This window comes from Amycolatopsis balhimycina FH 1894, assembly GCF_000384295.1.
Lineage (GTDB): Bacteria > Actinomycetota > Actinomycetes > Mycobacteriales > Pseudonocardiaceae > Amycolatopsis > Amycolatopsis balhimycina.
In genome coordinates this window covers 5,459,333-5,482,069 of record NZ_KB913037.1, presented here as the reverse complement: position 1 = coordinate 5,482,069, position 22,737 = coordinate 5,459,333, and the positions used below count along the sequence as shown (strand labels likewise).

Annotated in this window: 21 protein-coding genes; 5 read left to right on the top strand and 16 right to left on the bottom strand. The window is 70.5% G+C overall.

From position 1 onward, the window contains the following. Positions 1-6: 6 nt before the first annotated feature. The 6 genes from A3CE_RS0124645 to A3CE_RS0124620 form a co-directional block, all read right to left on the bottom strand. Positions 7-1,251: an acyl-CoA reductase gene (locus A3CE_RS0124645; RefSeq protein WP_020642787.1), complete on the bottom strand. Its 1,245-nt coding sequence runs from the start codon at positions 1,249-1,251 to the stop codon at positions 7-9. Continuing rightward, positions 1,248-2,300: a LuxE/PaaK family acyltransferase gene (locus A3CE_RS0124640; RefSeq protein ID WP_020642786.1), complete on the bottom strand. Its 1,053-nt coding sequence runs from the start codon at positions 2,298-2,300 to the stop codon at positions 1,248-1,250. The genes A3CE_RS0124645 and A3CE_RS0124640 overlap by 4 nt, the downstream gene beginning before the upstream one ends. Positions 2,301-2,373: 73 nt before the next feature. Continuing rightward, positions 2,374-3,768 carry an AMP-binding protein gene (locus A3CE_RS0124635; protein ID WP_020642785.1) on the bottom strand — a complete coding sequence of 465 codons (1,395 nt, stop codon included), beginning with the start codon at positions 3,766-3,768 and terminating at the stop codon, positions 2,374-2,376. Next, the gene (locus A3CE_RS0124630) at positions 3,765-4,496 is read right to left on the bottom strand and encodes an SDR family NAD(P)-dependent oxidoreductase (RefSeq protein ID WP_026468820.1); all 732 of its coding nucleotides are present in this window, start codon (positions 4,494-4,496) and stop codon (positions 3,765-3,767) included. The genes A3CE_RS0124635 and A3CE_RS0124630 overlap by 4 nt, the downstream gene beginning before the upstream one ends. Next, a complete protein-coding gene (locus A3CE_RS0124625) occupies positions 4,489-4,731 on the bottom strand; it encodes an acyl carrier protein (RefSeq protein WP_020642783.1) in 243 nt (80 codons plus the stop codon). The genes A3CE_RS0124630 and A3CE_RS0124625 overlap by 8 nt, the downstream gene beginning before the upstream one ends. Before the next feature lie 11 nt (positions 4,732-4,742). Then, positions 4,743-5,462 (bottom strand): acyl-ACP--UDP-N-acetylglucosamine O-acyltransferase family protein, encoded by a 720-nt coding sequence (locus tag A3CE_RS0124620; protein ID WP_020642782.1) that lies wholly within the window; start codon positions 5,460-5,462, stop codon positions 4,743-4,745. 149 nt (positions 5,463-5,611) lie between these two features. On the opposite strand from A3CE_RS0124620, the gene A3CE_RS0124615 reads away from it, so the two are divergent. Both A3CE_RS0124615 and A3CE_RS0124610 read left to right on the top strand, forming a co-directional pair. Beyond that, the gene (locus A3CE_RS0124615; RefSeq protein ID WP_020642781.1) at positions 5,612-6,718 is read left to right on the top strand and encodes a DegT/DnrJ/EryC1/StrS family aminotransferase; all 1,107 of its coding nucleotides are present in this window, start codon (positions 5,612-5,614) and stop codon (positions 6,716-6,718) included. Next, complete coding sequence (locus A3CE_RS0124610) at positions 6,715-7,671, top strand: Gfo/Idh/MocA family protein (protein ID WP_026468819.1); 957 nt, start codon at positions 6,715-6,717, stop codon at positions 7,669-7,671. Before A3CE_RS0124615 ends, A3CE_RS0124610 begins: the two co-directional genes overlap by 4 nt. On the opposite strand, the gene A3CE_RS0124605 is transcribed toward A3CE_RS0124610, so the two are convergent. From A3CE_RS0124605 to A3CE_RS0124595, 3 genes are all read right to left on the bottom strand, one after another. Beyond that, positions 7,668-9,008: a M20/M25/M40 family metallo-hydrolase gene (locus A3CE_RS0124605; RefSeq protein ID WP_020642779.1), complete on the bottom strand. Its 1,341-nt coding sequence runs from the start codon at positions 9,006-9,008 to the stop codon at positions 7,668-7,670. The two genes, A3CE_RS0124610 and A3CE_RS0124605, sit on opposite strands and share 4 nt — an antisense overlap. A gap of 85 nt (positions 9,009-9,093) precedes the next feature. After that, positions 9,094-9,804, bottom strand: coding sequence for a hypothetical protein (locus A3CE_RS0124600; RefSeq protein WP_020642778.1), 711 nt, complete (start codon positions 9,802-9,804; stop codon positions 9,094-9,096). After that, positions 9,801-10,310 (bottom strand): SigE family RNA polymerase sigma factor, encoded by a 510-nt coding sequence (locus A3CE_RS0124595; RefSeq protein WP_020642777.1) that lies wholly within the window; start codon positions 10,308-10,310, stop codon positions 9,801-9,803. Before A3CE_RS0124595 ends, A3CE_RS0124600 begins: the two co-directional genes overlap by 4 nt. A 141-nt stretch (positions 10,311-10,451) precedes the next feature. Between A3CE_RS0124595 and A3CE_RS51610 the strand changes: the two genes are divergently transcribed. After that, the gene (locus A3CE_RS51610) at positions 10,452-11,063 is read left to right on the top strand and encodes a hypothetical protein (RefSeq protein ID WP_125592125.1); all 612 of its coding nucleotides are present in this window, start codon (positions 10,452-10,454) and stop codon (positions 11,061-11,063) included. Positions 11,064-11,244: 181 nt separating this feature from the next. Here the strand turns inward: A3CE_RS51610 and A3CE_RS0124585 are convergent, their stop codons facing one another. The 5 genes from A3CE_RS0124585 to A3CE_RS0124565 all read right to left on the bottom strand — a co-directional run bounded on the left by A3CE_RS0124585 (position 11,245) and on the right by A3CE_RS0124565 (position 15,878). After that, positions 11,245-11,844 carry a Uma2 family endonuclease gene (locus A3CE_RS0124585; RefSeq protein WP_245589583.1) on the bottom strand — a complete coding sequence of 200 codons (600 nt, stop codon included), beginning with the start codon at positions 11,842-11,844 and terminating at the stop codon, positions 11,245-11,247. A gap of 108 nt (positions 11,845-11,952) precedes the next feature. Further along, positions 11,953-12,576 carry an acyltransferase gene (locus tag A3CE_RS0124580; protein WP_020642774.1) on the bottom strand — a complete coding sequence of 208 codons (624 nt, stop codon included), beginning with the start codon at positions 12,574-12,576 and terminating at the stop codon, positions 11,953-11,955. Then, positions 12,563-13,759, bottom strand: coding sequence for a glycosyltransferase family 4 protein (locus A3CE_RS0124575; protein WP_020642773.1), 1,197 nt, complete (start codon positions 13,757-13,759; stop codon positions 12,563-12,565). The genes A3CE_RS0124580 and A3CE_RS0124575 overlap by 14 nt, the downstream gene beginning before the upstream one ends. Before the next feature lie 32 nt (positions 13,760-13,791). Beyond that, positions 13,792-14,721, bottom strand: a complete 930-nt coding sequence (locus A3CE_RS0124570; RefSeq protein WP_020642772.1) for an NAD-dependent epimerase/dehydratase family protein — start codon at positions 14,719-14,721, stop codon at positions 13,792-13,794. Between the two features lie 23 nt (positions 14,722-14,744). Then, complete coding sequence (locus A3CE_RS0124565) at positions 14,745-15,878, bottom strand: DegT/DnrJ/EryC1/StrS family aminotransferase (RefSeq protein ID WP_051183787.1); 1,134 nt, start codon at positions 15,876-15,878, stop codon at positions 14,745-14,747. A 127-nt stretch (positions 15,879-16,005) separates the two neighbouring features. Here A3CE_RS0124565 and A3CE_RS0124560 point away from each other — a divergent pair, with 127 nt between their 5' ends. Then, complete coding sequence (locus A3CE_RS0124560; RefSeq protein ID WP_020642770.1) at positions 16,006-19,161, top strand: AfsR/SARP family transcriptional regulator; 3,156 nt, start codon at positions 16,006-16,008, stop codon at positions 19,159-19,161. 11 nt (positions 19,162-19,172) lie between these two features. After that, positions 19,173-20,360: an L-2-hydroxyglutarate oxidase gene (lhgO, locus tag A3CE_RS0124555; protein WP_020642769.1), complete on the top strand. Its 1,188-nt coding sequence runs from the start codon at positions 19,173-19,175 to the stop codon at positions 20,358-20,360. Here the strand turns inward: lhgO and A3CE_RS0124550 are convergent. Further along, positions 20,357-21,358 carry a DUF3558 family protein gene (locus tag A3CE_RS0124550; protein WP_020642768.1) on the bottom strand — a complete coding sequence of 334 codons (1,002 nt, stop codon included), beginning with the start codon at positions 21,356-21,358 and terminating at the stop codon, positions 20,357-20,359. The two genes, lhgO and A3CE_RS0124550, sit on opposite strands and share 4 nt — an antisense overlap. 64 nt (positions 21,359-21,422) lie before the next feature. Next, positions 21,423-22,685: a serine--tRNA ligase gene (serS, locus tag A3CE_RS0124545; RefSeq protein WP_084641767.1), complete on the bottom strand. Its 1,263-nt coding sequence runs from the start codon at positions 22,683-22,685 to the stop codon at positions 21,423-21,425. Positions 22,686-22,737 lie beyond the last annotated feature (52 nt).

Sequence of the window (22,737 nt, the reverse complement as noted above, 5' to 3'; positions counted from 1 at the left end):
ATCTCCTCAGGCCTGCACCGTGACCAGGCGGCTGAACTCGGAGAGCAGATCGTAGCCGTCCCACACCGCCGAGAACGTCAGCGCGCTGCCGAAGGGCACGATCCGGTCGACGCCCCGGCCCGCCAGTTCGTGCGCGAACGCCGTGAGCTCCTCGGCGGTGAAGCCGAACTGGCTGACCGTCTGGTCCTTGCGCAGGACGATCGGCACCAGATCGGACAGCGAGGACACTCGCGCGTTCGCGAACGTGCCCGCGCCGAGCCACTCGCGCGGCAGCACGGCCGGGTCGGCCAGCTCCAGCGTCGCCAGGCCGTTGCCCTGGAAGTCGATCTGCTTGACCAGCCCGTCGACCGCCGCGCCGTACGCCGAGACGCGCTTCTGGACCGCCATCGCCGGTTCCGTGACGTGCTGTTTGGTCTCCAGGACCGCCGCCAGCAGCGTGCGGAACTCGCTGCCCGCCGCCCGGGCACCGGATTCGTCGCCCACCCAGAACACCGCGCGCGGGGACGAGCAGGCGGCCTGGTCGAACCAGTACGAGTCGTTGTAGAAGCCCTCGGCGGCCGCGCGACGCTCTTCGGAGGACGCTCGCTGCCAGCCCGCCACCGACGCGACGGCGAACGAGGAGCGGTCCGGGAACGTCAGGTCACGCGCGTGCGGCGCGAGGGGGTACTTGCGCAGGGCCGCGACCGAGCCGTCGCCGCCCCAGATGACGCGCAGGTCGGCGGCCAGCGACAGGGCGCCGCTCACCTCGTCACTGCGGTCGTAGGTCACCATCCGCTGGGTCGCCGTGATCGCGGCGGCCGTGTCGGAGTCCACTTCGGACAGTGCCGCGTTCAGGGCCTCCAGCACCGCCTCGGCGGCCCCGGCCGAGCGCGACGACACCCGCACGACGTTGTGGTTGCCCGCCAGCGCGGACAGCGCCCACGAGTAGACGAAGATCGTGTCGACGTTCGCCGGCGGCACGTGGAACACCAGCCCGCGCGGGAACCGCAGGGCGTTCCCCGAAGTGTCCAGTGTAGACAGTGCCTTGGCGATCTCGCCCTTGCGCAGGAAGAAGCCGAGCGAAGCCAACTCCGGGAATCGGCGCGCGGTGGCCGGGGCCAGCAGCTTGCGGGCGAACTTCGTGACGAACTCGATGATCCGCGGGTCGCCGACGCGCAACCGGCCGCCCGGCGGTTCAGCGCGCAACTGGGAGACCAGCTCGCCGGCCTCGAGCGGATCAGCGGCGGGGAACCGCTGAGTCAGAGAAGTCATGCTGCCGCTCCCGAGAACGTGTCCGAGCACCCGCGGGCTTCGGCCTTGGGCAGCCGCCCGAGCACGGAGAAGTGCTTGCCCGGCCAGTCGCCGTCGTCGATGCCGTTGCAGACGCCGAGGTCTTCGGTCAGCAGGACGTGCCCCGGGTAGGACCGCGGCAGCGTCGAGACGACCTCGATCACGCCCGGCTCCCCGACCGGCTGCTCCGCCCACGTCTCCGGGTTGCGGATGACGACGTCGGCGAAGTCCGGGCAGTACAGCGAGTTCCCGGACGGGCCTTCGAGGAACACGGTGCCGATCTGCTCGATCATCCCGTAGTAGTTGTGGATCCGGGTGAGCCCGGTGTCCTCTTTGAACCGCCGCCGGAACTCGGTGTTGTCCACCGCGCGATCGATCAGCTTCTTCCAGCCACCGGAGTGGATGAGGGTGCCGTTCGACAGGTCGAGACCGTGGTCCCGCGCGACCTCGTACAGGTACTGCCACACCATGAAGGTGAAGCCGAAGATCAGGAAGGGTTTGTCGCCGTACTCGGCCAGGAACTTCTTGACCGCCTCGACGTCCGGCTGGTCGTTCTCGTCGAGCACGTAGGTGTGCTTGCGGCCGAAGTTCGCCATGCCGAGCACGCCCGCACCGCGCGCGGAGAACGAGCGGCGGTTCTTGATGATGCCGATCGTGTCGACCATCAGCATCGGCAGCCGCTCGCCGCCGAGGACCTCCTGCAGCGTCGCGCCCAGCTGCTTGGTCTGCGCGCCCGCCGCCTCCTTGTCCAGGTAGATCCGGGACGCGCCGGCGCCGGTGGTGCCCGACGACGTCAGCGTCTTGAAGACCTCGCTGTCCGGGACCGACTTGAGGTCGTGCGTCTTGAACATCCGCACCGGCAGCCACGGCAGGTCCGCGATCGAGCCGAACGACGCGGAAGGCTCGATCCCCAGCGACGCCAGGATCCGTTCGTAGCCCTCGGAGTTCGCCCGGTGGTGGGCCGTCAGATCGGCGAGTTCGGGCAGCAGCAAGGCTTCCCGGTCGGCCCGGGACCGCGTGAACACACTCATGCGCCGACCTCGCTGACGCTCAGTTCGGCCTGAGCGGCGAACGCTGTGTTGAATGATTCACTCGCAAGCTCGCTCATAGCCGCCCCTCCAAGGTCCGGTAGTCGATCTTGCCGCTGGCCAGCAGCGGCACGGTTTCGATCGGGCGCACGTCGAACCCGCTGACGTGCAGGTGCAGCCGCTCGGACAGCGCCCGCGACGCGTCCTTGCAGATGTCCTTGTCGGCCCCTTCGGCGAACAGCACGACCTTGTCACCGGCGGCCACGGCCGCCACCACGTCGATCCCGACCGCCGCCACGCGCACGGCCTGCTCGAGGTCGTCGAGGCTGACGCGGTTGCCGAACACCTTGCCGATGCGCTTGAGCCGCCCGGTGATGAACAGGTACCCCTCTTCGTCGACGTACCCGAGGTCACCGGTGGCCAGCACGCCGCCGTACTCGTCACCCTTGGCCAGGCCGGACTCGTCGTCCGCATAGCCCATCATCACGTTGGGCCCACGGTAGACGACCTCACCGACAATTTTCGGGTGCGTGGTCTCCGAGCCGTTGTCCCGGCGGACCGCGAACTTCCCGCCCGGCAGCGCCGGCCCGGCGGAACCGAGCTTTTCGGCCAGCCGCTCGGCGGGCACCGTCGTCATCCGCGGCGACGCCTCGGTCTGGCCGTACATGACGTACATCCGGCCGCCGACGGCGAGCATCTTGTCGTTGAACTCGGCGATCAGCTCGTCGCGCAGCTTCCCACCCGCCTGCGTCAACGTCCGCAGCGTCGGGTACTTCGCGGGGTCGAACTTGAGCCGCCGCAGCATTTCGTAGTGGTACGGGACGCCCGAGAGGGACGTGACGCCGTAGGTGTTCACGGCGTCCCAGAAGCCGCGGCCGAGCACGCCGGACGGCTCGATCACCACGGTCGCGTCCCGCACCAGGTGCGAGTTCAGCACCGACAGGCCGTAGCTGTAGTGCAGCGGCAGGCAGGTGGGCGCTACCTCGTCGGCGTCGATGTCCAGCACCTGCGCGATGGCTTCGGCGTTGGCCAGGATCGCGTGGCGCGAGAGCCGGACGAGCTTCGGGTTGCCGGTGGATCCGCTGGTCGGGAGCAGGACGGCGAGATCAGGGTGCGGTACGACACCGTCGGCCGAAGAGCGGACCCAGTCGTCACCCCGGACGAAGTACCCCTCCGGCGCGTCGCCGGAAGCCGACAGCACGGCCGCCGGCCGGAACCGCGAGACCAGCCCGGCCAGCACGTCGGCGTCCAACGCCGGGTCGATCAGCGCGATCGCCCGGCCGGACTCGAACGCGCCCAGGTAGGTCAGCACGCTCGGCAGGTCGACCGACATCCGCGCGAACACGACGCCGGTCGGCAGCGCGCTCAGCGCCTCCATCGAGCGGCCGACCTCGGCCGCCAGTTCCGCGCCGGCCAGCGTGCGGCCCCCGGCCACGTCCACCAGCCGAGCTCCCGCACCCAGCAACGTCACAGCACCAAGCCTCCGTCGATTCCCAGCACCTGGCCGGTGATGAACGAAGCTTCGTCACTCACCAGGAACCGGATCGCGTTCGCCACTTCTTCGGGCCGGCCCAGCCGCCCGAGCGGCGTCCGGCTCGAGTTTTCCGCCTTCGCGTCCTCGCTCAGGCCTGCGGTCAGGTCGGTCTCGATCACGCCCGGAGCGACCGCGTTGACCCGGATGCCGGAGCGGCCGAGCTCCTTCGCCGCCGAACGCGCGATGTTCGCCACCGCCGCCTTCGACGCCGCATACACCGTCTGACCAGCGCTTCCGTACTCGCCGACGATCGAGGCGAGCACCACGATCGCGCCGGACTTCTTCCGCAACATCGCCCGGGCCGCGGCCTGCACGGTGTGCAGCGTGCCGGCGACGTTCGTGCTCAGCGTCATGTCGACGAGCTCCTCGCGGATCATCCCGAGGAGCGCGTCCTCCATGATCCCCGCGTTGGCGACCACGATGTCGAGCTTTCCGTGCTCCTTGGCGACGCTCCTGACCAGCGAAGACACCGCCTTCGCGTCCGTGACGTCGAGGGCGAGCCCTGCTGCCGCGCCGGCCGCCGAAGCAGCCTCCTTGGCGCGAGCCTCGTCACGTCCGGTCAGCACGACCGTCGCACCCGCCTCGGCGAGCGCGCGGGCGGTGGCCAGGCCGATCCCCCGCGTCCCGCCGGTGACGAGCGCGACACGACCCGACAAATCAGTCATTCTTCGACTGCAGCTCGGTGACCATGTCCACGGCGACCTTGAAGCTCGACATGTCGATCACCTGGTCGGTGTCGAACTCGACGTCGAACTCGTCCTCGATGGCCGCGACCAGCGCCATGTGGCCGACCGAGTCCCACGCCTCGATGTCGCGGTACTTCAGGTTCTCGACGTCCACGTCGCCGTCGAGGTCCAGCGCCTCGACGAAGACCTCACGCAGCTTGGGGGCAACCGACATAGCCATGACTCCTAGTGCTCTTCGCGCGGGCGGGCGTCCCACGCCTTTACCAAGGTAGAGAGGTCTTCGGGCAGCGTGACGTCCGGGAGACCTTCCTTGCCCTTCAGCCACGGCCCGAGAGCCTCGATCGTCTCCTCGTCGAGACCGCGACGGGACAGGCCCACGACGTTGATGCCGGTGACGCGAGCCGGGTTGCCGACGGCGATGGTGAACGCGCCGATCTCGCGCCGCACCGCCGAGCCCATCCCGATCATCGAGCCGGGGCCGATCACGACCTTCTGGTGCAGGATCGCGCCCATGCCGAGGTTCGCGCCGTCCCAGATGTGGCAGTGGCCACCCGTGACGGCGTTGGAGGCGATCGTCACGCCGTCGCCGACCAGGCAGTCGTGCGCGATGTGGGAGTTGCGGAGGTAGTAGCCGTCGCTGCCGACGGTCGTTGTCCGCCAGGTTCCTTGGTGAACACTCACGTACTCCCGGATGCGGTTGCGGCTGCCGATGACGACACCGTGGCCGTCGTGATCCGGGTCACCGGTCAGAGCGTCTTCCCAGGAGGCGGGATGGGGACGGTTACGATCCTCGCCGGGTGTGCCGATCGTCACGTGCGGGCCGATCCAGTTGCCGTCGCCGATCCTGGCCGGCCCGGCGATCACGGTGAACGGGCCGACGACGTTGTCCTCGCCGAGTTCGACGCCTTCGCCGATGACGGCGGTCGGGTGGATGCGGTTGGCCACGGGCGGGTATCCGTTCGTCGGCGGCTGGGTACTGGGCGTGCTACCGCGCCCGGTAACGTGTGGCCCGCGTTGATGCAGGGCGGCCGGGCGCAGAACCGGCGGCTCACTGTACCGGACGCGCCGAAATCGCCTGCCGAGAGAGACAGCCCATGATCCCCATCACTGTGGTCGACGTCCGCGACGCGGAGGACCTCGTCGTCGAGGTGCTGCGCTCCGGCGCCATCGCACAGGGACCGATGGTCAAGCGCTTCGAAGACGCCTTCGCGGCGGTCTCCGGGACGAAGCACGCGATCGCGGTCAACAACGGGACGACCGCGCTGGTCGCCGCGCTCCAGGTGCTCGACCTGAAGCCGGGTGACGAGGTCATCACCTCGCCGTTCACCTTCGTCGCGACGCTCAACGCGATCCTCGAGGCCGGCGCGACCGTCCGGTTCGCCGACATCCGGCGCGACGACTTCGCGATCGACCCGGACGCCGTCGCCAAGGCGGTGACGGACCGCACGAAGGTGCTCATGCCCGTGCACCTCTACGGCCAGACGGCGGACATGGGCAAGCTCGCACCGCTGGCGGCCGAGCACGGCCTGAAGGTCATCGAGGACTCCGCGCAGGCCGTCGGCGCGTCGTTCGAGGGCAAGCAGGCCGGCTCGTTCGGCATCGGCTGCTTCTCGCTGTACGCGACGAAGAACATCACCACCGCCGAGGGCGGCGTCATCACCACCGACGACGACGCGCTGGCCGACAAGCTGCGCGTGCTGCGCAACCAGGGCATGCGTGCTCGCTACCAGTACGAGGTCGCCGGGCACAACTACCGGATGACCGACCTGCACGCCGCCGTCGGCATCCCGCAGCTGACGAAGCTCGACCAGCTGACCGCCGCCCGCCAGGCGAACGCGAAGCGGCTCTCGGAGGGTCTCGCGGGCACGCCGGGCCTCGAGGTGCCGAAGGTGCTGCCGGGCCGCGAGCACGTGTGGCACCAGTACACCGTGCTGGTCGGGCCGCACGCGTTCCTCTCGCGCGACGAGCTGGCCGCGGCGCTCACCGAGCGCGGCATCGGCAACGGCATCTACTACCCGAAGATCGTCTTCGACTACGACTGCTACGCGGGTCACGACCTGATCCCCGGCGCGCGCGTCGAGGACTTCCCGGTGGCGCAGTCGGTCGCCGAGCAGGCGCTTTCGCTGCCGGTGCACCCGCATCTGACCGAGTCCGACCTGGACACCATCATCGAAACCGTTCGCGAGGTACTGGGCGCATGACGCATCGGATCGCTGTTGTCGGCACGGGGAACATGGGTTCCCTCCACGCCCGCGTGCTCGCCGGCAACGAACGCGTGGAGCTGGTGCGCGTGATCGATCCGCGCGAGGAAGCGGGCAAGGCCGTCGCGGAGCGGTACGAGACGCAGTGGACGCCCGAGCTCGGCTCACTGTCCGATGTGGACGCCGTGGTGCTGGCGTCGGCCACCGAGGCGCACTACGGCCTGGCGCAGGAGATCCTCGGCCAGGACAAGCCGCTGCTGGTGGAAAAGCCGGTCTGCAACAGCTTCGAGCTGTCGCAGGAGATCGTCGCGTTGTCGGCGAAGAAGAACATCCCGCTGATGTGCGGGCTGCTGGAGCGCTACAACCCGGCGGTCATGACCGCGCGGGCGCTGGTGCAGGAGCCGATCCACCTGATGGCGCGCCGGCACGGCCCATACGCGCCGCGGATCAAGACCGGCGTCGCGTGGGACCTGCTGGTGCACGACGTCGACCTGGCGATCCAGTTCTTCGGCGGGGCGACGCCGTCGCGCGTGACGTCCGGCGCCGGCTACTTCCACCCGCAGTCGGTCGAAGGCGCCGAGGACACCATCGAGACGGTGCTGTCGTTCCCGACCGGCCTGGCCACGGTGTCGGCGTCCCGGCTGGGCCAGAAGAAGGTCCGGTCACTGGTCGTGTCCGAGCTCGACCGGCTGATCGAGATCGACCTGCTGCGCCGCGACGTCACGATCTACCGGCACGTCTCGCACGACTCCGTCACCCTCGACGGCCTCGGCTACCGGCAGCAGACGGTCATCGAGATCCCGGAGCTCGTCACTGCGCGGGAGCCCCTCGCGACCCAGCTGGACCGCTTCTGCGACCTCCTCGAAGGCAAGATCGACGCCGACACCGAGCGCGACCTGATCCTGCCGTCGCACCACGTCGTCGAGCAGGTCCTGACGCAGGCGGCGGCCTAGCTCACCGGCACCGGGAACGCGGCCGGGCTCCGGCGTCCGTCGGAGCCCACCGCCCGGACGCCGAAGAAGACGTTGTCCTTCGACAGGTCGATCTTCGCCGTCAGCGCCGGGCCGACGTCGATGGTGTGCGTCCAGTCGGGGGCCGTCGTCTCGCGCCAGAGGACTTCGTAGCTCGTGGCGCCGGGCGTGGCGGTCCAGAGCAGCTCGGAGTCGTTCGTCAGCGCCGCTGTGCGGATCTTCACGCCCTTCGGCGTGCCCGGTGCGGTGGCGAGCGACCACAGCGCGGCGCCGTTCACCCGGGCGACCCGGGCGATGAACGGGAAGTCGCAGAACTCCGGCAGGTCGCCGTACTGGACGCCGTTCTCGACGCGGACGTCCTGGTGCTGGTGCGCGAAGTCCTCGTTCGGCTCGGTGAACCGCGCCGCCGGGTAGCCCTGTTCGAGGAAGCCGATGTGGTCGCCGCCGCGCAGGTAGCGGTCGCGCCGGTAGATCACCCGCACGCTCATGCCGGTGGCGTCGTTCTCCGCCACGAACTTGACGAACCGGGCCAGCTGCCGCGGCGGGGAGTCGTTCTCGCCGCCGATGCTGCGGCGCAGGGTGGCCTCGGCCGGGGTTTCCGCCGTCGGGACGCCCTCGGCGAAGAGACGGATCGTGAACGGGTCGCGCGTGCCGTCGTCGGCGCGGCTGGCGCCGACGATGTCGTCGGTGAACATCGCCTGGACGTCGGTGCCGGCCGCCTTGAACTGCTGCGCCATGAACCGTGAGCCGTACAGGCCCTGTTCTTCGCCCGCGACGGCGGCGAAGACGATCGTCGCGGCCGGCTGCCGCGTCGAGAGCACCCGGGCCAGCTCCAGTGAGACCGCGACGCCCGAAGCGTCGTCGTCCGCGCCGGGCGCGTCCTTGGTGAAGTCCATGACGTCGGAACATCGGGAGTCGTAGTGCCCCGAGACGACGTACACGCGGCCGGAATCGGTGGACCCGCGCAGCGTCGCAACGACGTTGGTGATCTTCGTCGGCACCGGGATCCGGTCGGCGGGCGGCTGGACGTACGACTGCAGCTCGACGGTCAGCCGTCCCCCGGAAGCGGCCGCGACCTGCTGGAACTGCGCGAAGAGCCAGTCACGCGCGGCGCCGATGCCGCGGGAGCTGTCGTCCTGGGCGGACAGCGTGTGCCGGGTGCCGAACGCGGCCAGCCGCCGGACGGTCGCTTCGATCCGCCGTTCGTCGACCTGGCGCAGCAAGGCACGCAGCTCCGGATCCGGGCGCTGCGGGCGGACCGGGCCACCGGGCCCGCGGTCCCCGGGTTCGGCGGCGCCGGCCGGGACGGCGGCCGTCATTCCGATAACGGCCGACGCGGTGAGGAATGCTCGTCGAGAGGTCACGGTGGGGTTCTTACGCCCACCGGGCGTTGCCGTGTACCGCCTATTTGGTGAGGCGCTTGCCGTTGCCGTCGTACGCGACGAGCGGCGTCAGCGACGCCGAGTCCGGGACCCCTGCAGGGTCGAACCAGAAGAAGACCACATTCGGGTCGGCGGTCCACTTCGCCAGCTTGGCTTCCACCGTGGCGCCGTGGACCGTGGTGGTGATTCTGGCCGCCGGCCCGGCGAAGTAGCCGAAGACCGGGACGAGCTGGTCGCCGATGATCTCGCCGCCGTCGGTGGCGTGGAAGCCGAACGACCGGTCGGAGCCCCGGACCTCGTTCGTGACCAGCGCGGACTGCAGCGAGGTCCCGGACCGGAAGCCGGCCACCAGGCCGAAGCGGACGCCCGGCAGCTGCGGCAGGTCGATGGCCCGCGCGTAGAAGACGAGCTCGCCGGCCTGGGTCCGGATCCCGGTGCCGACGACGTCTCCGACCGGCTGCTCCACGGGCGGCGCCGGGGACGCCGTCGACAAGGCCGGTGGGGGCGACGGCGGCTGCGCGACCGGCGCCGGCGCGGGCTGCCGCAGCTGGACGGCGAACACCACCACGAGCACGACGGCGGCCGCGGCGGCGATCCCGGCGGCGCCGGTCAGCACGCGGCGGCGACGGCGGAGCCGCGTGCCATCGGCCATGATCCTGGCCAGGTCCGGCTCGGCGAACGGCTCGTCGGGCGGCTGCCGGAGCGCGGCGCGGAAGTCGTCGAGATCGTTCATCGCCCGCTCCCTCCGATCAGCGTGTCCTCCGGGCCTACTTCGACCCGCAGCTTGGCCAGAGCCCGCGAATTCGTGCTCTTCACGGTACCCAGCGAAACGCCGAGTTCACGCGCCACGTCGGCTTCGGGCAGGTCGAAGAAGTGGCGCAGCACGACGACGGAGCGTTCGCGGTCGGTCAGCTTCTTCAGCACCGCGGTGAGCCACGCGCGCTGGGTGACGGCCTTGTCGACGTCGAGGCGGTCCGGCCGCTCGGGCATGGCTTCGGTGGCGTACTCGCGGATGGGGCGCCGCCAGCCGTCGATGACGTGGTTGACCAGGACCGTGCGGGCGTAGCCGTAGGCGTCCTTGTGCCGGACGCGCGACCAGGCCGCGTACGTGCGCGTGAAGGCGGTCTGGGCGGCGTCCTCCGCCTGGTGGCGGTCGCCGGTGAGCAGGTACGCGGCGTGGGTGAGCCGGGCCGACGAAACGCGGACGAACTCCGCGAACTCCTCGTCGCCGCGCGCCATGCCCACCTCTTTTCGTCCCTTTTCACTGACGGCCGGGCCACGGAAAGGTTGCTCTCAACCTTTTCGAGCGTACCCGCGTACTGAGGTGTGGACGATCTTGCTCCCCGGCGCGGCCGGGGAGCCGACTGAGGGAGAAAGCCCATGAGGAAACGCCTTTTCGTGGCCGGCGCGGTCGCCGCCGCGTGCGGCGCGCTGGTGGTGTCCGGCGTCCTGACCACCGCGAACGCCGCCTCCACGCCCGCCGCACCCACCGCGCCCGCCGCACCGGCCGCCGTGGCCGCCCCGGTTTCGCCCCCGCCCACGCGCGTCGCGGCGTCCGAGCACGAGGTGCTGGGCGACGTCATCCCGTCGGGCCTCGGTGACCTGGTCTTCTACGGCGTGAAGCTGCAGCAACCGCGGCTCCCGGAGACGACGTTCGGCGTCATGGCCGGCGCGCGCGACGCGGCGGGCGGGCTGACGGACCTGATCGTCACCAACGAGACGGCCGGCTCCGACAAGGCGCCGGGCTTCCACGCGGTGTCCGGCGGCCTGAACGTCAACGGCCACGACGTGCCGACCTTCGGCTACTACGCCGGCCCGGCCGCGAAGATCTCGGCCTCGACGGGGGTGGCGCACCAGGCGCGCTGGAGCGCGGACCCGAACGTGGTCGTGTTCTGGTTCGACCCGGGCGTAGCCGAGCCGGCGGACCTCAAGGCCTACGACGCGGCGGGCAACGAACTCCCGGCGGGCAACACGGGCGTCGGCCACGGCTGAAACGTTGTGTAACCGCAATCCCACGCGACGTGACTGAGAGCTAGATTGTCCTCCGGACGTAACTCGGGGGCAGTCTTCGCCGCCGCATGCCTGCTGACCTGAGTCACAGCGTGTCGGGGCGGCTCCGCGACGGCGGCGTCGGCGATCACGTCGGCGCCGCCGTCATCCACGTCGGAGAGCGCTATGGCTGCTGAGCGTGCCGGGTGGTGAGGGCGTTCAGGTCGATGGTGAGACGAGCGCCGGCGAATTCGAGTTCGGCGAGCCCGGAGAACTCGCCGAAGTTCTCGTAGTCCTCGTCGATGAGCCGGTAGGTGGTCATGCTGACCGGCGAGTCGAGGTCGACGATCCAGTAATGCTCGATACCGGCCTCGGCGTACTCGGAGAACTTCATGACCCGATCGGTCCGCTTGCTCCCCTCGGACAGGACTTCGACGGCCAGTCGCACCTCACCGACAGCCAACCGGGCCGGATTCGTCTCCACGAGGGCGGTCGGTACCACCATCACATCGGGCACCCGGACGGTGAGCGGCACCTCGGCGACCACCATCTCGGTCTCGTGCAGTGCAGTGAACTCGCCCGGGATCTGCTCGTCGAGCCAATACGTCAGCCGCGCGACGGCACGTTGATGGAGAGACAACGGGCGCGGTGACACGAGAAGGACCCCTTCGACCACTTCGACATGGAACTCCCGTGTTGCCGGGAGTTCCATCCAGTCGTCGAGGGACAGCAGATGGTGAGGCCATTCCATGACACTCATCCGCCTTCTCCTGTCTTCGGTCACTGGACGTCATCTTCTCACGCAGTCTGCCGTATTGCCACTGCTCTGAGTAGTCGCCCAATGGGGCTCTACCAGCGCAAACTGTCACAAAGGCCGAACAGCGAGCCGCGACTACTCCGAGAAATCCCCGGACGGCGCGCCCCAGCCGGGAGCCTGGCCGCGTTCCTCCGCGATCGCCCGGCGACGGGCGTTCTCCGCGCGGACCCGGTCCACTTCGGACTGGATGTACTCCTCGTCGTACCGCTGGAACACGCGGGCCGGGTTACCCGCCACGAGCGTCCGCGGCGGGACGTCCTTCGCCACCACCGAGTTCGGCTGCACCGTCGCGAAGTCGCCGATCGTCACGCCCGCCATGATCACCACCAGGCCGCCGATGAAACAGCCCTTGCCGATCTTCACCGGCTTGCGCTCGATCAGGTCGCTGCCCGAGTGGTTCTGCAGCGTCATGTTCGCGAGCCAGCTGGAGTGCGTGAAGATCAGCGTGTTCAGCCCGATGCTCGTGTGCTCGCCGATCTCCAGGCCACCGCTCGCGTCGAGCGCCGCGCCCTCGCCGATCCAGCAGTGCTCGCCCATCTTCAGGTTCTCGGGGCTGACGATCTTCACGCGCTCGCGCACCCGGCACGTCGACGGCAGCCCGTAGAACGCCGCCCGCTCGGCGTCGTTCATGTACTGCGAGACGAGCTCGGTCAGGATCTGCGGGCGCAGCCGGTGGCTGCGCTCGTCATCGAAGAACATCGGCTTCCGACACCAGCTTCTCGAAGGTCCTCAAATGCTCTTCCGCGACGACGTCGAGGCCGAAGTTCGACCGCACCATCTCGCTCTCGCGCTGCGCGATCAGCGCCCGCTTCCGCGGGTCGTCGAGCAGCTCGATCACCGTGCGCGCCACGGCTTCCGAGTCGTCCGGGCGGACCAGCAGCACGTTTTCGCCGTTGCGCAGCTCGATGCCGGGGTAGTTGTCCTCGGTCACCGACGCGATCGTCGCCGTGCCGGACAGCATCGCCTCCAGCGACGCCGTGCCGCAACCGCCGTTGAGGTCGTGCGTGACGATGTCCGCCGCCGCGAAGTACGCCGGGACGTCCTCCTTCGGCACCGGGCCGGTGACGACCAGCGCGTCCGAGACACCCAGCTCGGCGGCCCGCTTCAGGAACGCGTCGTGGTAGACGCGGCCGACCACGACCACCCGGACCCCCGGGTGTTTGTCCAAAATGGACGGCAGGGCCTCGATCAGCGGCAGCCGGTTGCGCAGCGGGATCACGTGCCCGAGGGAGACGATCAGCGGCCCGTCGCCGATCCCGTGCTCGGCGCGGACGTCCTTCGTCACCGGCTTCGCGAAGTGGCCGGTGTCGACGGCGATCGGGAAGTACTCCGAGTTCGCGTCGCTGGTGCCGTAGCGCTCCACGCAGTAGTCGACGCCGAGCTTGTCGAGGAGGACGTACCGCGGCCGCAGGTACGCCAGGATCGGCCGCACGAGCACCGCGTCGAGTAGCCGGAACACCCCACCGTACAGCTTGTTGTCGCTGATCAGCAGGGTGTGGATGGTCAGCAGCGCCGGCACGCCGTGCCGCCGCGCCCAGATCCCGGCCAGCCACGACAGGTCGAAGAACTGGCCGTGCAGGTGGATCGCGTCCGGCTTGAACTCGTCCAGCAGCTTCCACAGCCGCCGCCAGTTCCCCGGCCGCAGCGACGCGAAGCTCATGTCGAAGTCGATCGACAGGCCGATCTGCGGCATCTTGACCGCCGGGAGGCGCACGACACGGTAGCCGTCGCGCTCTTCCTCCGCCGGGGCCTCGTCGTAGGCGGCGGTGATCGCCAGCACCTCGTGCCCGGCCTCGGCGAACTGCGCCGCCAGCGACGCCGCCATGTGCGCGCTGCCGCCGACCCGCGGCGGGAAGAAGTTGTTCACCACCGCGATGCGCATCGCACGTCCTCGGGCGGGCCCCGCGGTGGCGTTCATTCCGTTTCCTTGACCAGGTCCCGCATCCCGTCTTCGACGGTGATCAGCGGCTCCCAGCCCAGCACGTCACGGGCGCGGCTGATGTCGGCGGCGCGCCGCGAGACCAGCACGTCACGCTCGTTGAACAGCGGCTCGACGTCGACGCCGACGGCCTCGATGAGGATCTTGGCCAGCGCCGCGATCGACGTGTCGATGCCGGTGCCGATGTTGATCGGCACGTTCGCCTTCTCCGACTCCAGGGCCGCCACGACGGCCCGCGCGAGGTCGGTGACGTGCACGAAGTCCATCGACTGGTCGCCGCGGCCGTCGATGATCGGCGGCTGGCCGGCGCGCAGGCGCTGGATGAAGTGGTTGATCACCGACGTGTAGTAGGCCTCGATCTTCTGACCGGGGCCGTACACGTTGAAGAACCGCAGCGCGTTCCAGGACAGGCCCTTCTGGCGCTCGTAGAAGCCGAGCATGTCCTCGCCCGCGCGCTTCGAGATGCAGTACGGCGTGAGCGGGCGCAGCTCGTCGTCCTCGTGCATCGGCAGCCGCTTCGGGTCGCCGTAGACCGACGCCGTCGAAGCGAACACCAGCCGCTCGACGCCCTCGTCCGCCGCCGCGGCGAACACGTTGTGGTTGCCGACCATGTTGATGTCGATCGACTCGTGCGGGTCGGCGATCGACTTGTTGATCGACACCGTCGCGAAGTGGACGACGTGCGTGCAGCCGCGCATCGCCTCGCGCACCGCGCCGCCGTACCGGACGTCCTTCTCGACGAGCTCCACCTTGCCGGTGGCCACGAATTCGTTCACCCGGCCGCGGTCGCCGCGGGTCATGTTGTCGAAGATCCGGACGGTGTAGCCACTCTCGAGCAGAAGCGGGATGACGTGCGCGGCGATGAAGCCACCGCCCCCGGTGAAGAGCACCTTCTTGTCGGACACCAATTTCTCCTCGGTCGGTGGCTTCAGGACAGGGACTGCACGGCTTCGCGCACGACCTCGGCGACGCGGGTGACCTCGGCGTCGGTCAGGTTGGCGTGCATCGGGACGGCGAGCTGACGCGCGAACGCGTCCGCCGAAACGGGCAGCGGGGCCTGAGGCCCGTAGATCGGCTGCAGGTGCGAGGCGTAGGTGCCGAAGTTGCACTGGACGCCCTGTTCGCGGATCCGCAGCGCCAGCGTGTCGCGGCTGATTTCCGGGGCGACCGTGAGGAGGTAGGCCTGCCAGGGGTGCTCCCGGTCGGGCAGTTCGACCGGGACGGTCAGCGCGCCGACATCCGCGAAAGCCTCGTGGTAGCGCTTCGCGACCGAACGGCGGGCCGCGAGGAGGTCCGGCAGCCGGTCGAGCTGGACGTTCATGATCGCGGCCTGGACGTCCGACATCCGGAAGTTGTAGCCGAGCTCGTGGAACTCCGGGATGGGCAGGGTGTTCGAGCCTTCGCGGCTGATCGCCGGCTCGATGCCGTAGGTGTGCAGCTTGCGGGCGTGCGCGATGAGGTCTTCGCGGTCGGAGACGAGCGCGCCGCCCTCGCCGGCGGTGATGCCCTTGCGGCCGTGGAAGGAGAACGCGGCGAGGTCGGCGAGGCTGCCGGCCGGGCGCGTCTTGTACGTCGCGCCCGCGGCGCACGCGGCGTCCTCGAAGAGCCAGAGCCCGTGCTTGCCGGCGATCGCGCGGTACTCGTCGAAGTCGCCGGGCTGGCCCGCGACGTCGACCGCGAGTATCCCGACCGTCCGGGGCGTGACCAGGGCTTCGACGTGCGCCGGGTCGGCACTGAAGACGTCCGGGCGGATGTCGGCGAACACCGGCGTCGCGCCGGCCTGCACGACGGCGTGGCCGGTCGCCGGGAAGGTGTAGTCGCCGACGATCACCTCGTCACCCGGCCGCACGCCGAGGACCTTGAGCCCGAGGAAGAGCGCGGAGCCGCAGTTCGCGGTCGTCAACGCGTGCGCCGTGCCGGTGACCTTGGCGAACCGCTCCTCGAAGCGACGGCACGCCGGTCCGGCACCGGCCAGCCACCCGGACCGGAAGACCTCGGCGACAGCGGCGAGCTCCTCTTCGCCCACGGTGGGTTGACCTAGGGCAATGCTCTCGGACGACATACCTCTCCCATTGCGTGGGGACCCGGCGAAGTGTATAGACGCACGCTCAGGTGATTCACAGGCCCACGCCGAAGTCGACTTTCGAATGGCGCCCACCACGCGCCGAAGGACGTCCTACGCTGGGCCCATGCGATTCGGGGTGCTGGGGGCCGTCGCCGCGTGGGGCGCGGACGGCGCCCAGGTCGCGATCGGCGGCCCGCGGTCGCGGACGCTGCTGGCGTTGCTCGCCCTGGAGGCCGGGCGGTTCGTGCCCGCCGAACGGCTGATCGACGGCATGTACGGCGAGCACCCGCCGGACGGCGCGGCGAACGCGCTCCAGTCCCAGGTCTCGCGCCTGCGGACGGCGTTGAAGGAACTGGCGCCGGTCGAGTTCACCGCAGCCGGGTACCGGCTCGCCGTCGAACCGGACGAAGTGGACGTTCTCGCGTTCGAACGTCTTGCGCGCGAAGGCCGGGCGTTGCTGAAGAACGGCGAGCACGCGCGAGCCGCGGGAGTGCTCGGCGAGGCGCTGGCGTTGTGGCGCGGGACGGCGTTCAGCGACCTGGCGGACGCGCCGTTCGCCGCGGGCCAGGCCACCCGGCTCGAGGAGCTGCGGGCGGACGCGGCCGACGACCACGTCGAGGCCCGGCTCGCGCTGGGGCAGGCCGAAGACGTCCTCGCCGGGCTACGGGAATCCGTCGCCGCGCAGCCGTTGCGCGAACGGCCGCGTGCCCAGCTGGTGCGGGCGCTGGCGGCCGCGGGCCGGCCGGCCGGCGCGCTCGCCGCGTTCGAAGACGCCCGCCGCACCCTGGCCGACGAGCTCGGCGCCGACCCCGGCCCGGAACTCGCCGAAGCCCACCTCGCGGTGCTTCGCGGCGAAACCGAACAGCCGGTGATCCCGGCGCTGCCCGCGCAGCTGACCAGCTTCGTCGGCCGCGGCGACGAGCTGCGGCAGGGGGCGGAACTGCTGGCGCGCACCCGGCTCGTGACGCTGACCGGGCCGGGCGGCACCGGCAAGACCCGGCTGGCCATCGAGATCGCCGCGGCCGAAGCCGGGACAGTGGCGTTCGTCGAGCTCGCGCCGCACGAGAGCGCCGACGTCGTCCGCGCGGTGCTGAGCGCGCTCGGCCTGCGTGACGCGCCAACTGCCGCACTGGCCGCGGCCCGCGGTGGCGCCCAGGATCCCGTCGAGCGGCTGCTGTCGGCGTTGCGCGACCGCTCGACGCTGCTGGTGCTCGACAACTGCGAGCACGTCGTCGACGTCGCGGCCCGGCTGGCCGCGCGGCTGCTCGCCGCGTGCCCGGGCCTGCGAGTGCTCGCGACCAGCCGCGAGCCGCTCGGCATCACCGGCGAGCAGCTGGCGCCGGTGCCGCGGCTGGCCGTCCCGCCGCCCGGGACGCCCGCCGCGCGGGCCCGTGAGTTCCCGGCGATCCGGCTCTTCGCCGATCGCGCGGCCGCGAGTGACCCCACGTTCGCGGTCGACGAATCGACGATCGGCGACGTCCAGCACATCTGCGCGGCCCTCGACGGCCTGCCGCTGGCCCTGGAGCTGGCCGCGGCGCGCGTCCGGACCCTGGCGCTCGGCGAGATCGCCACCCGGCTCGACGACCGCTTCCGGCTCCTCGCCCGCGGCAGCCGGACGGCGCAGGCGCGGCACCGCTCGCTGCGCGGCGTCGTCGAATGGAGCTGGGACCTCCTCGGCGACGACGAGCGCGAGCTGGCCCGGCGGCTCACGGTGTTTTCCGGCGGCGCGACCGCCGCGTCCGCCGCCGAAGTGTGCGGGGCCGACGACGGCCTGCTGCTCGAACTGGCCGACAAGTCGCTGGTGGAGGCCGTCGGCGGGCGGTTCCGGATGCTGGAGACGATCCGCGCGTTCGGCGCGGAGAAGCTCGCCGAAGCGGGCGAGACCACGACGTTCCACCGCGTGCACGCCGAGTACTTCCTGCGCTTCGCCGAAGAAGCGGACCCGATGCTGCGGACCGCGGCCCAGCTGGAGTGGCTGGCGCGGATCGACGCCGAGTACGACAACCTCCTGGCCGCCCTGCGCTGGGCGACCGAGCACGACGTCGTGCTCGCCCTGCGGCTCGTGCCGTCGCTGGCGATGTACTGGTGGATGCGCGGGCGGCGGTTCGAGGGCGCCGGGCTGTCGCAGGCGGTCGTCTCGCGGTGCCCGCCGGACCTGCGCGAGGAGTACGTCGAGGAGTTCCTGGTGTGCGTTCTCGGTGCGCTGTCGGGACATCCGGACGAGTCACTGGAGCAGTACCTGCCGATGGTCCACCGGTACGCGACGAGCGTGGACTGGGCGCCCCGGAACCCGATCCTGGTGATGCTGCTGGGCGTGGTCGCCGGTCCGCCGGATGACGACGAGCAGCTGCTCGGCCGCGGCGAAGCGCTGCTGGCCCAAGGCGACCCGTGGACCTGGGCGCTGCTGCCGACGGGGATGGGCCTGCGGGGGATGATGACGGGCGACCTGGCCGCGGCCGAGGAAGGGTTGCGCGAAGGGGCCGCGCAGTTCCGGGCGCTGGGCGAGCGGTGGGGCCTGTCGATGGCGCTCGACCACCTGTCGCAGCTGCTGACCTGGCGTGGCGAGCACGACGCCGCCCTGCCGCTGATGAACGAGGCACTGGGCCTGATGCACGAGATCGGCGCGACGGACGACGCCGCGGATCTCATCGTCCGCCGCGCCTGGACGCGGCTGCTGTCCGGCGACTTCGGCGGTGCCCGCCGGGACTACGAACTGGCGGCGGCGATGGCCCGTCGCACCGGAATGCCCGAATCGCGCGCGTCGGCGTACATCGGGCTGGCGAACCTGTCCCGCTACGAAGGCGATCCGGCGACGGCGCGGGAGTGGTGCGAGCGCGCGTTGACGGAGTGCACGGGCGGCTCGTTCTCGGCGGAGACGGTCCGGGCGGCGGCGATGATCTCGCTGGGCTGGCTCGCGCTCGCGGAGGGCCGGGCTTCCGAAGCGGCCACGTGGCACCAAGACGCGTTGGTGCTGGGCCGGCACTGGCACGCGAGTGACGTCGTGGCGTCCGCGTTGGAGGGCATGGCGGGAGCCGCGGCCCAGCCGGCGCAGGCGGCGGTGCTGCTGGGCGCGGCGGCGGGGATGCGCGGGACGCCGATCGCCGGCGACCTGGACACCTCGGCGGTGCGGGCCCGGGTGCGCGAGTCGCTGGGGGCGGCCGGGTTCGAGCGCGCCTACGGCGCCGGCTTGGGGATGAGTGCCCAGAAAGCGCTGACCACGGCCGGTCTGGCGGAGCTGACCGGCTCAGCCGCTGATCCTTCCCCTTCCCCGCTCGCGTAGCCTGGTCGATCGTGCGCAACGTCGTAGTCGTCGGGGGCGGGATCGTCGGTCTGGCCGTGGCCTGGGAGCTGACCAGGCGCGGGCTGGACGTCACCGTGCTGGAAAAGGAGTCCCGCTGGGCGGCGCACCAGACCGGGCACAACTCGAACGTCGTCCACGCCGGGCTCTACTACAAGCCGGGCTCCTTCAAGGCGCGGATGTCGGTCGCCGGGAACCGGTCCATCGTGGACTTCGCGCGCCAGTACGGCGTGCCCGTCGAGGTGTGCGGGAAGCTCGTCGTCGCCACCGACGAGAAGGAGATCCCCGCCCTCGAGATCCTCGCCGAACGGGCCGAGGCCAACGGCGTCCCGGCGAAGAAGATCTCCCCCGCCGAAGCTCGTGAGTACGAGCCCGAGGTGGCCTGCGTCGCCGCGCTGCGGGTCGAGTCGACCGGAATCATCGACTTCCCCGGTGTCTGCGAAGCGCTCGTCCGGCTGCTCGACGAGGCCGGCGTCGACCTCCGGCTGAACAGTCCCGCGGTGGCCATCCGCGCCGGGAGCAACGGCGGCGTCGAGGTCGCCACCGGCAGCGACGTCGTCGTCGCCGACGGGCTCGTCAACTGCGCCGGCCTGCACTCCGACCGCGTCGCGCGGCTGGCCGGGCTGACGCCGTCCGCGCGGATCGTGCCGTTCCGCGGGGAGTACTACGAGCTCAAGCCGGACCGGCGGCACCTGGTCAAGGGCCTGATCTACCCGGTGCCGGACCCGACGCTGCCGTTCCTCGGCGTGCACCTCACACGCATGCTCGACGGCAGTGTCCACGCCGGCCCGAACGCCGTGCTCGCGCTGCGCCGCGAGGGCTACCGCTGGGCCGACTTCTCCGCGAAGGACGTCGCCGAGGTCGCGGCCTTCCCCGGGATCTGGCGGCTCGCGCGCAAGTACGCGTTCCCGACCGGGCTCGACGAGGTCCGCCGGTCGTTCTCGAAGAAGCGCTTCGCCGCGAGCCTCGCCCGGCTCGTCCCGGCCGTCACCGAAGCCGACATCGTCCGCCACGGCTCCGGCGTGCGGGCCCAGGCGATGCGCCGCGACGGCTCGCTCGTCGACGACTTCCTCATCGAAACCGCCCGCGACCAGGTGCACGTCCTGAACGCGCCGTCGCCGGCCGCGACGAGCGCGCTCGAGATCGCGCGTCACATCGCCGACCAGGTGTCGAAGGACTAACCCGGCAGGTTCGCGGTCACCAGCGGCAGACCCTGCTTCACGAGGTCACAGGTCTTGGTGTCGTCGCCGATGAACCCGCTGACCACCTGCACCGACGACGTCTCGGTGATCGCCAGGGTCGCGCCGCAGGTGACCCGCAGGCCGCCCATGTTCGGGAACACGCCCCACTTCTTGCCGCCGACGTCGACGGTTTCGGTCGGCGGGACACCCTTCGCGCCCGGCCATTCCCCGGCCGGCGTGCTCGGCCCGAGCCAGACCTCGAACGCCTTCTGGCCGTCGTCGCCGTCGGTGTCGTCCCACAGGCAGAAGGTCGCGTTCGGGACCGTGGACGAGCTGTCTTTCTTGCCTTCGGGCGAGATGCCCTTGAGCTGCGCCACCTGGTCGGGCTTCAGCATCGTGCACGGGTCGGCCGACAGCAGCGGCCCGCCCGGCTCCGGGTTCGCCGTCCGGGAGGGGGTGATCGGCGGCGCGGGCGTGCCGCCGGGCAGGTTCGCCGCGGCCTGCGGGATCACGGCCTTCGCCAGCTCGCACGACTTCTCGAGCTTGCCCGCCGAGACGCCGACGTACGCGAAGGACTTGGTCCCCAACACGGTGTAGTACGTGCAGTCGTCGGGCAGGATCGACCCGTACTGCGTCCAGCTGAACCCGCCGATCCGCTGCGGCGAGGACTTCGCCACGGCCCCGGAGAGGTACTCGTCGAAGTTCATGTCCGTCGCCAGGCCGACGTCGAGCACGGCCGACGGGTCGGCGTCGTCCTTCGAGCTCCAGAGGCACATCGGCGGCTGGAGCCGCTGCTTGTTCTCCTTCACCGCGCGACCGGGGTTCTGGTAGCCGAGGGCGTCGACCTGGTCCCGGCTCAGCAGCGAGCAGACGTCGGCGGCCTTGGCCACCGGGCCCTGGCCCGGCACCGGCGACGCCGAACCGCCGACGGTGACCGTGCAGCCGGTCACCACGATCATGGCCGTGGTGACCGCCACGACCTGCCACTTGATCCGCATGGGTCCTCCCGTTCGGCCCGGACACTACTGGGACGAACGGAGCAGCACCGCGGATCCACCGGATTCAGCGAGGGGTGAGGACTTCCTTGCCACCGACGAACGGGCGCAGCGCCTCGGGCACGCGGACGGACCCGTCCTCCTGCTGGTGGTTCTCGACGATCGCGACGATCCACCGGGTGGTGGCCAGGGTGCCGTTGAGCGTCGCGGCGATCTGGGGCTTGCCGTTCTCGTCGCGGTAGCGGACCGAGAGGCGGCGGGCCTGGAACGTCGTGCAGTTCGACGTCGAGGTCAGCTCGCGGTAGGTCTCCTGCGTCGGGATCCACGCCTCGCAGTCGAACTTGCGGTGCGCGGACGTGCCGAGGTCGCCGGTCGCGGTGTCGATCACCCGGTAGGGCACCTCGATCTTCGCCAGCATCTGCTCTTCCCAGCCGAGCAGCCGCTCGTGCTCGGCCTCGGCGTCGTCCGGCTTGGTGTAGACGAACATCTCCACCTTGTCGAACTGGTGGACGCGGATGATGCCGCGGGTGTCCTTGCCGTACGAGCCTGCCTCGCGGCGGTAGCAGGACGACCAGCCCGCGTAGCGGTTCGGCCCGTCCTTCAGGTCGAGGATCTCGTCGGCGTGGAAGCCGGCGAGCGGCACCTCCGACGTGCCGACGAGGTAGAGGTCGTCGTCCTCGAGGTGGTAGATCTCGCTCGAGTGCTGGCCGAGGAAGCCGGTGCCGGCCATGATCTCGGGGCGAACCAGCGACGGCGTGATCATCGGCGTGAAGCCGTTTTCGAGCGCCTGCGCGATGGCCATGTTGAGCAGGCCGAGCTGCAGCTGCGCGCCGACGCCGGTGAGGAAGTAGAACCGCGAGCCCGACACTTTCGCGCCGCGTTCCATGTCGACGCCGCCGAGCGCTTCGAGCAGCTCGAGGTGGTCCTTCGGGGTGAAGCCGAGCTTCGTCGGCTCGCCGACGTGCTTGAGCACGGTGAAGTCGTCTTCGCCGCCGACCGGCGCGTCCGGGTGGACGAGGTTCGGCAAGGTGCGGAAGAGCTGGTCGAACTCCTCCGACGCGGTGTTCTGCTCGACTTCGGCGGCCTTGACCTGCGCGGCGAGCTCCTTGGCCGTGGCCAGCAGCCGCTGCTTCTCCTCGGGCGGCGCCTTCGGGATCTGCTTGCCCAGCAGCTTCTGCTCGTTGCGCAGCTTGTCGGCGGCCGCGATCGAAGACCGGCGCCGGGTGTCGAGGGAGAGCAGTTTGTCGACCACTCCTTCGTCCTCGCCACGGGCGCGCTGCGACGCGCGCACGGCTTCCGGGTCATCGCGCAGAGTCCTGGGGTCAATCACGAGGACAGAGGGTAGTCCGTACAGACTGTGCGGCCCTACCGGGTTATCCCGA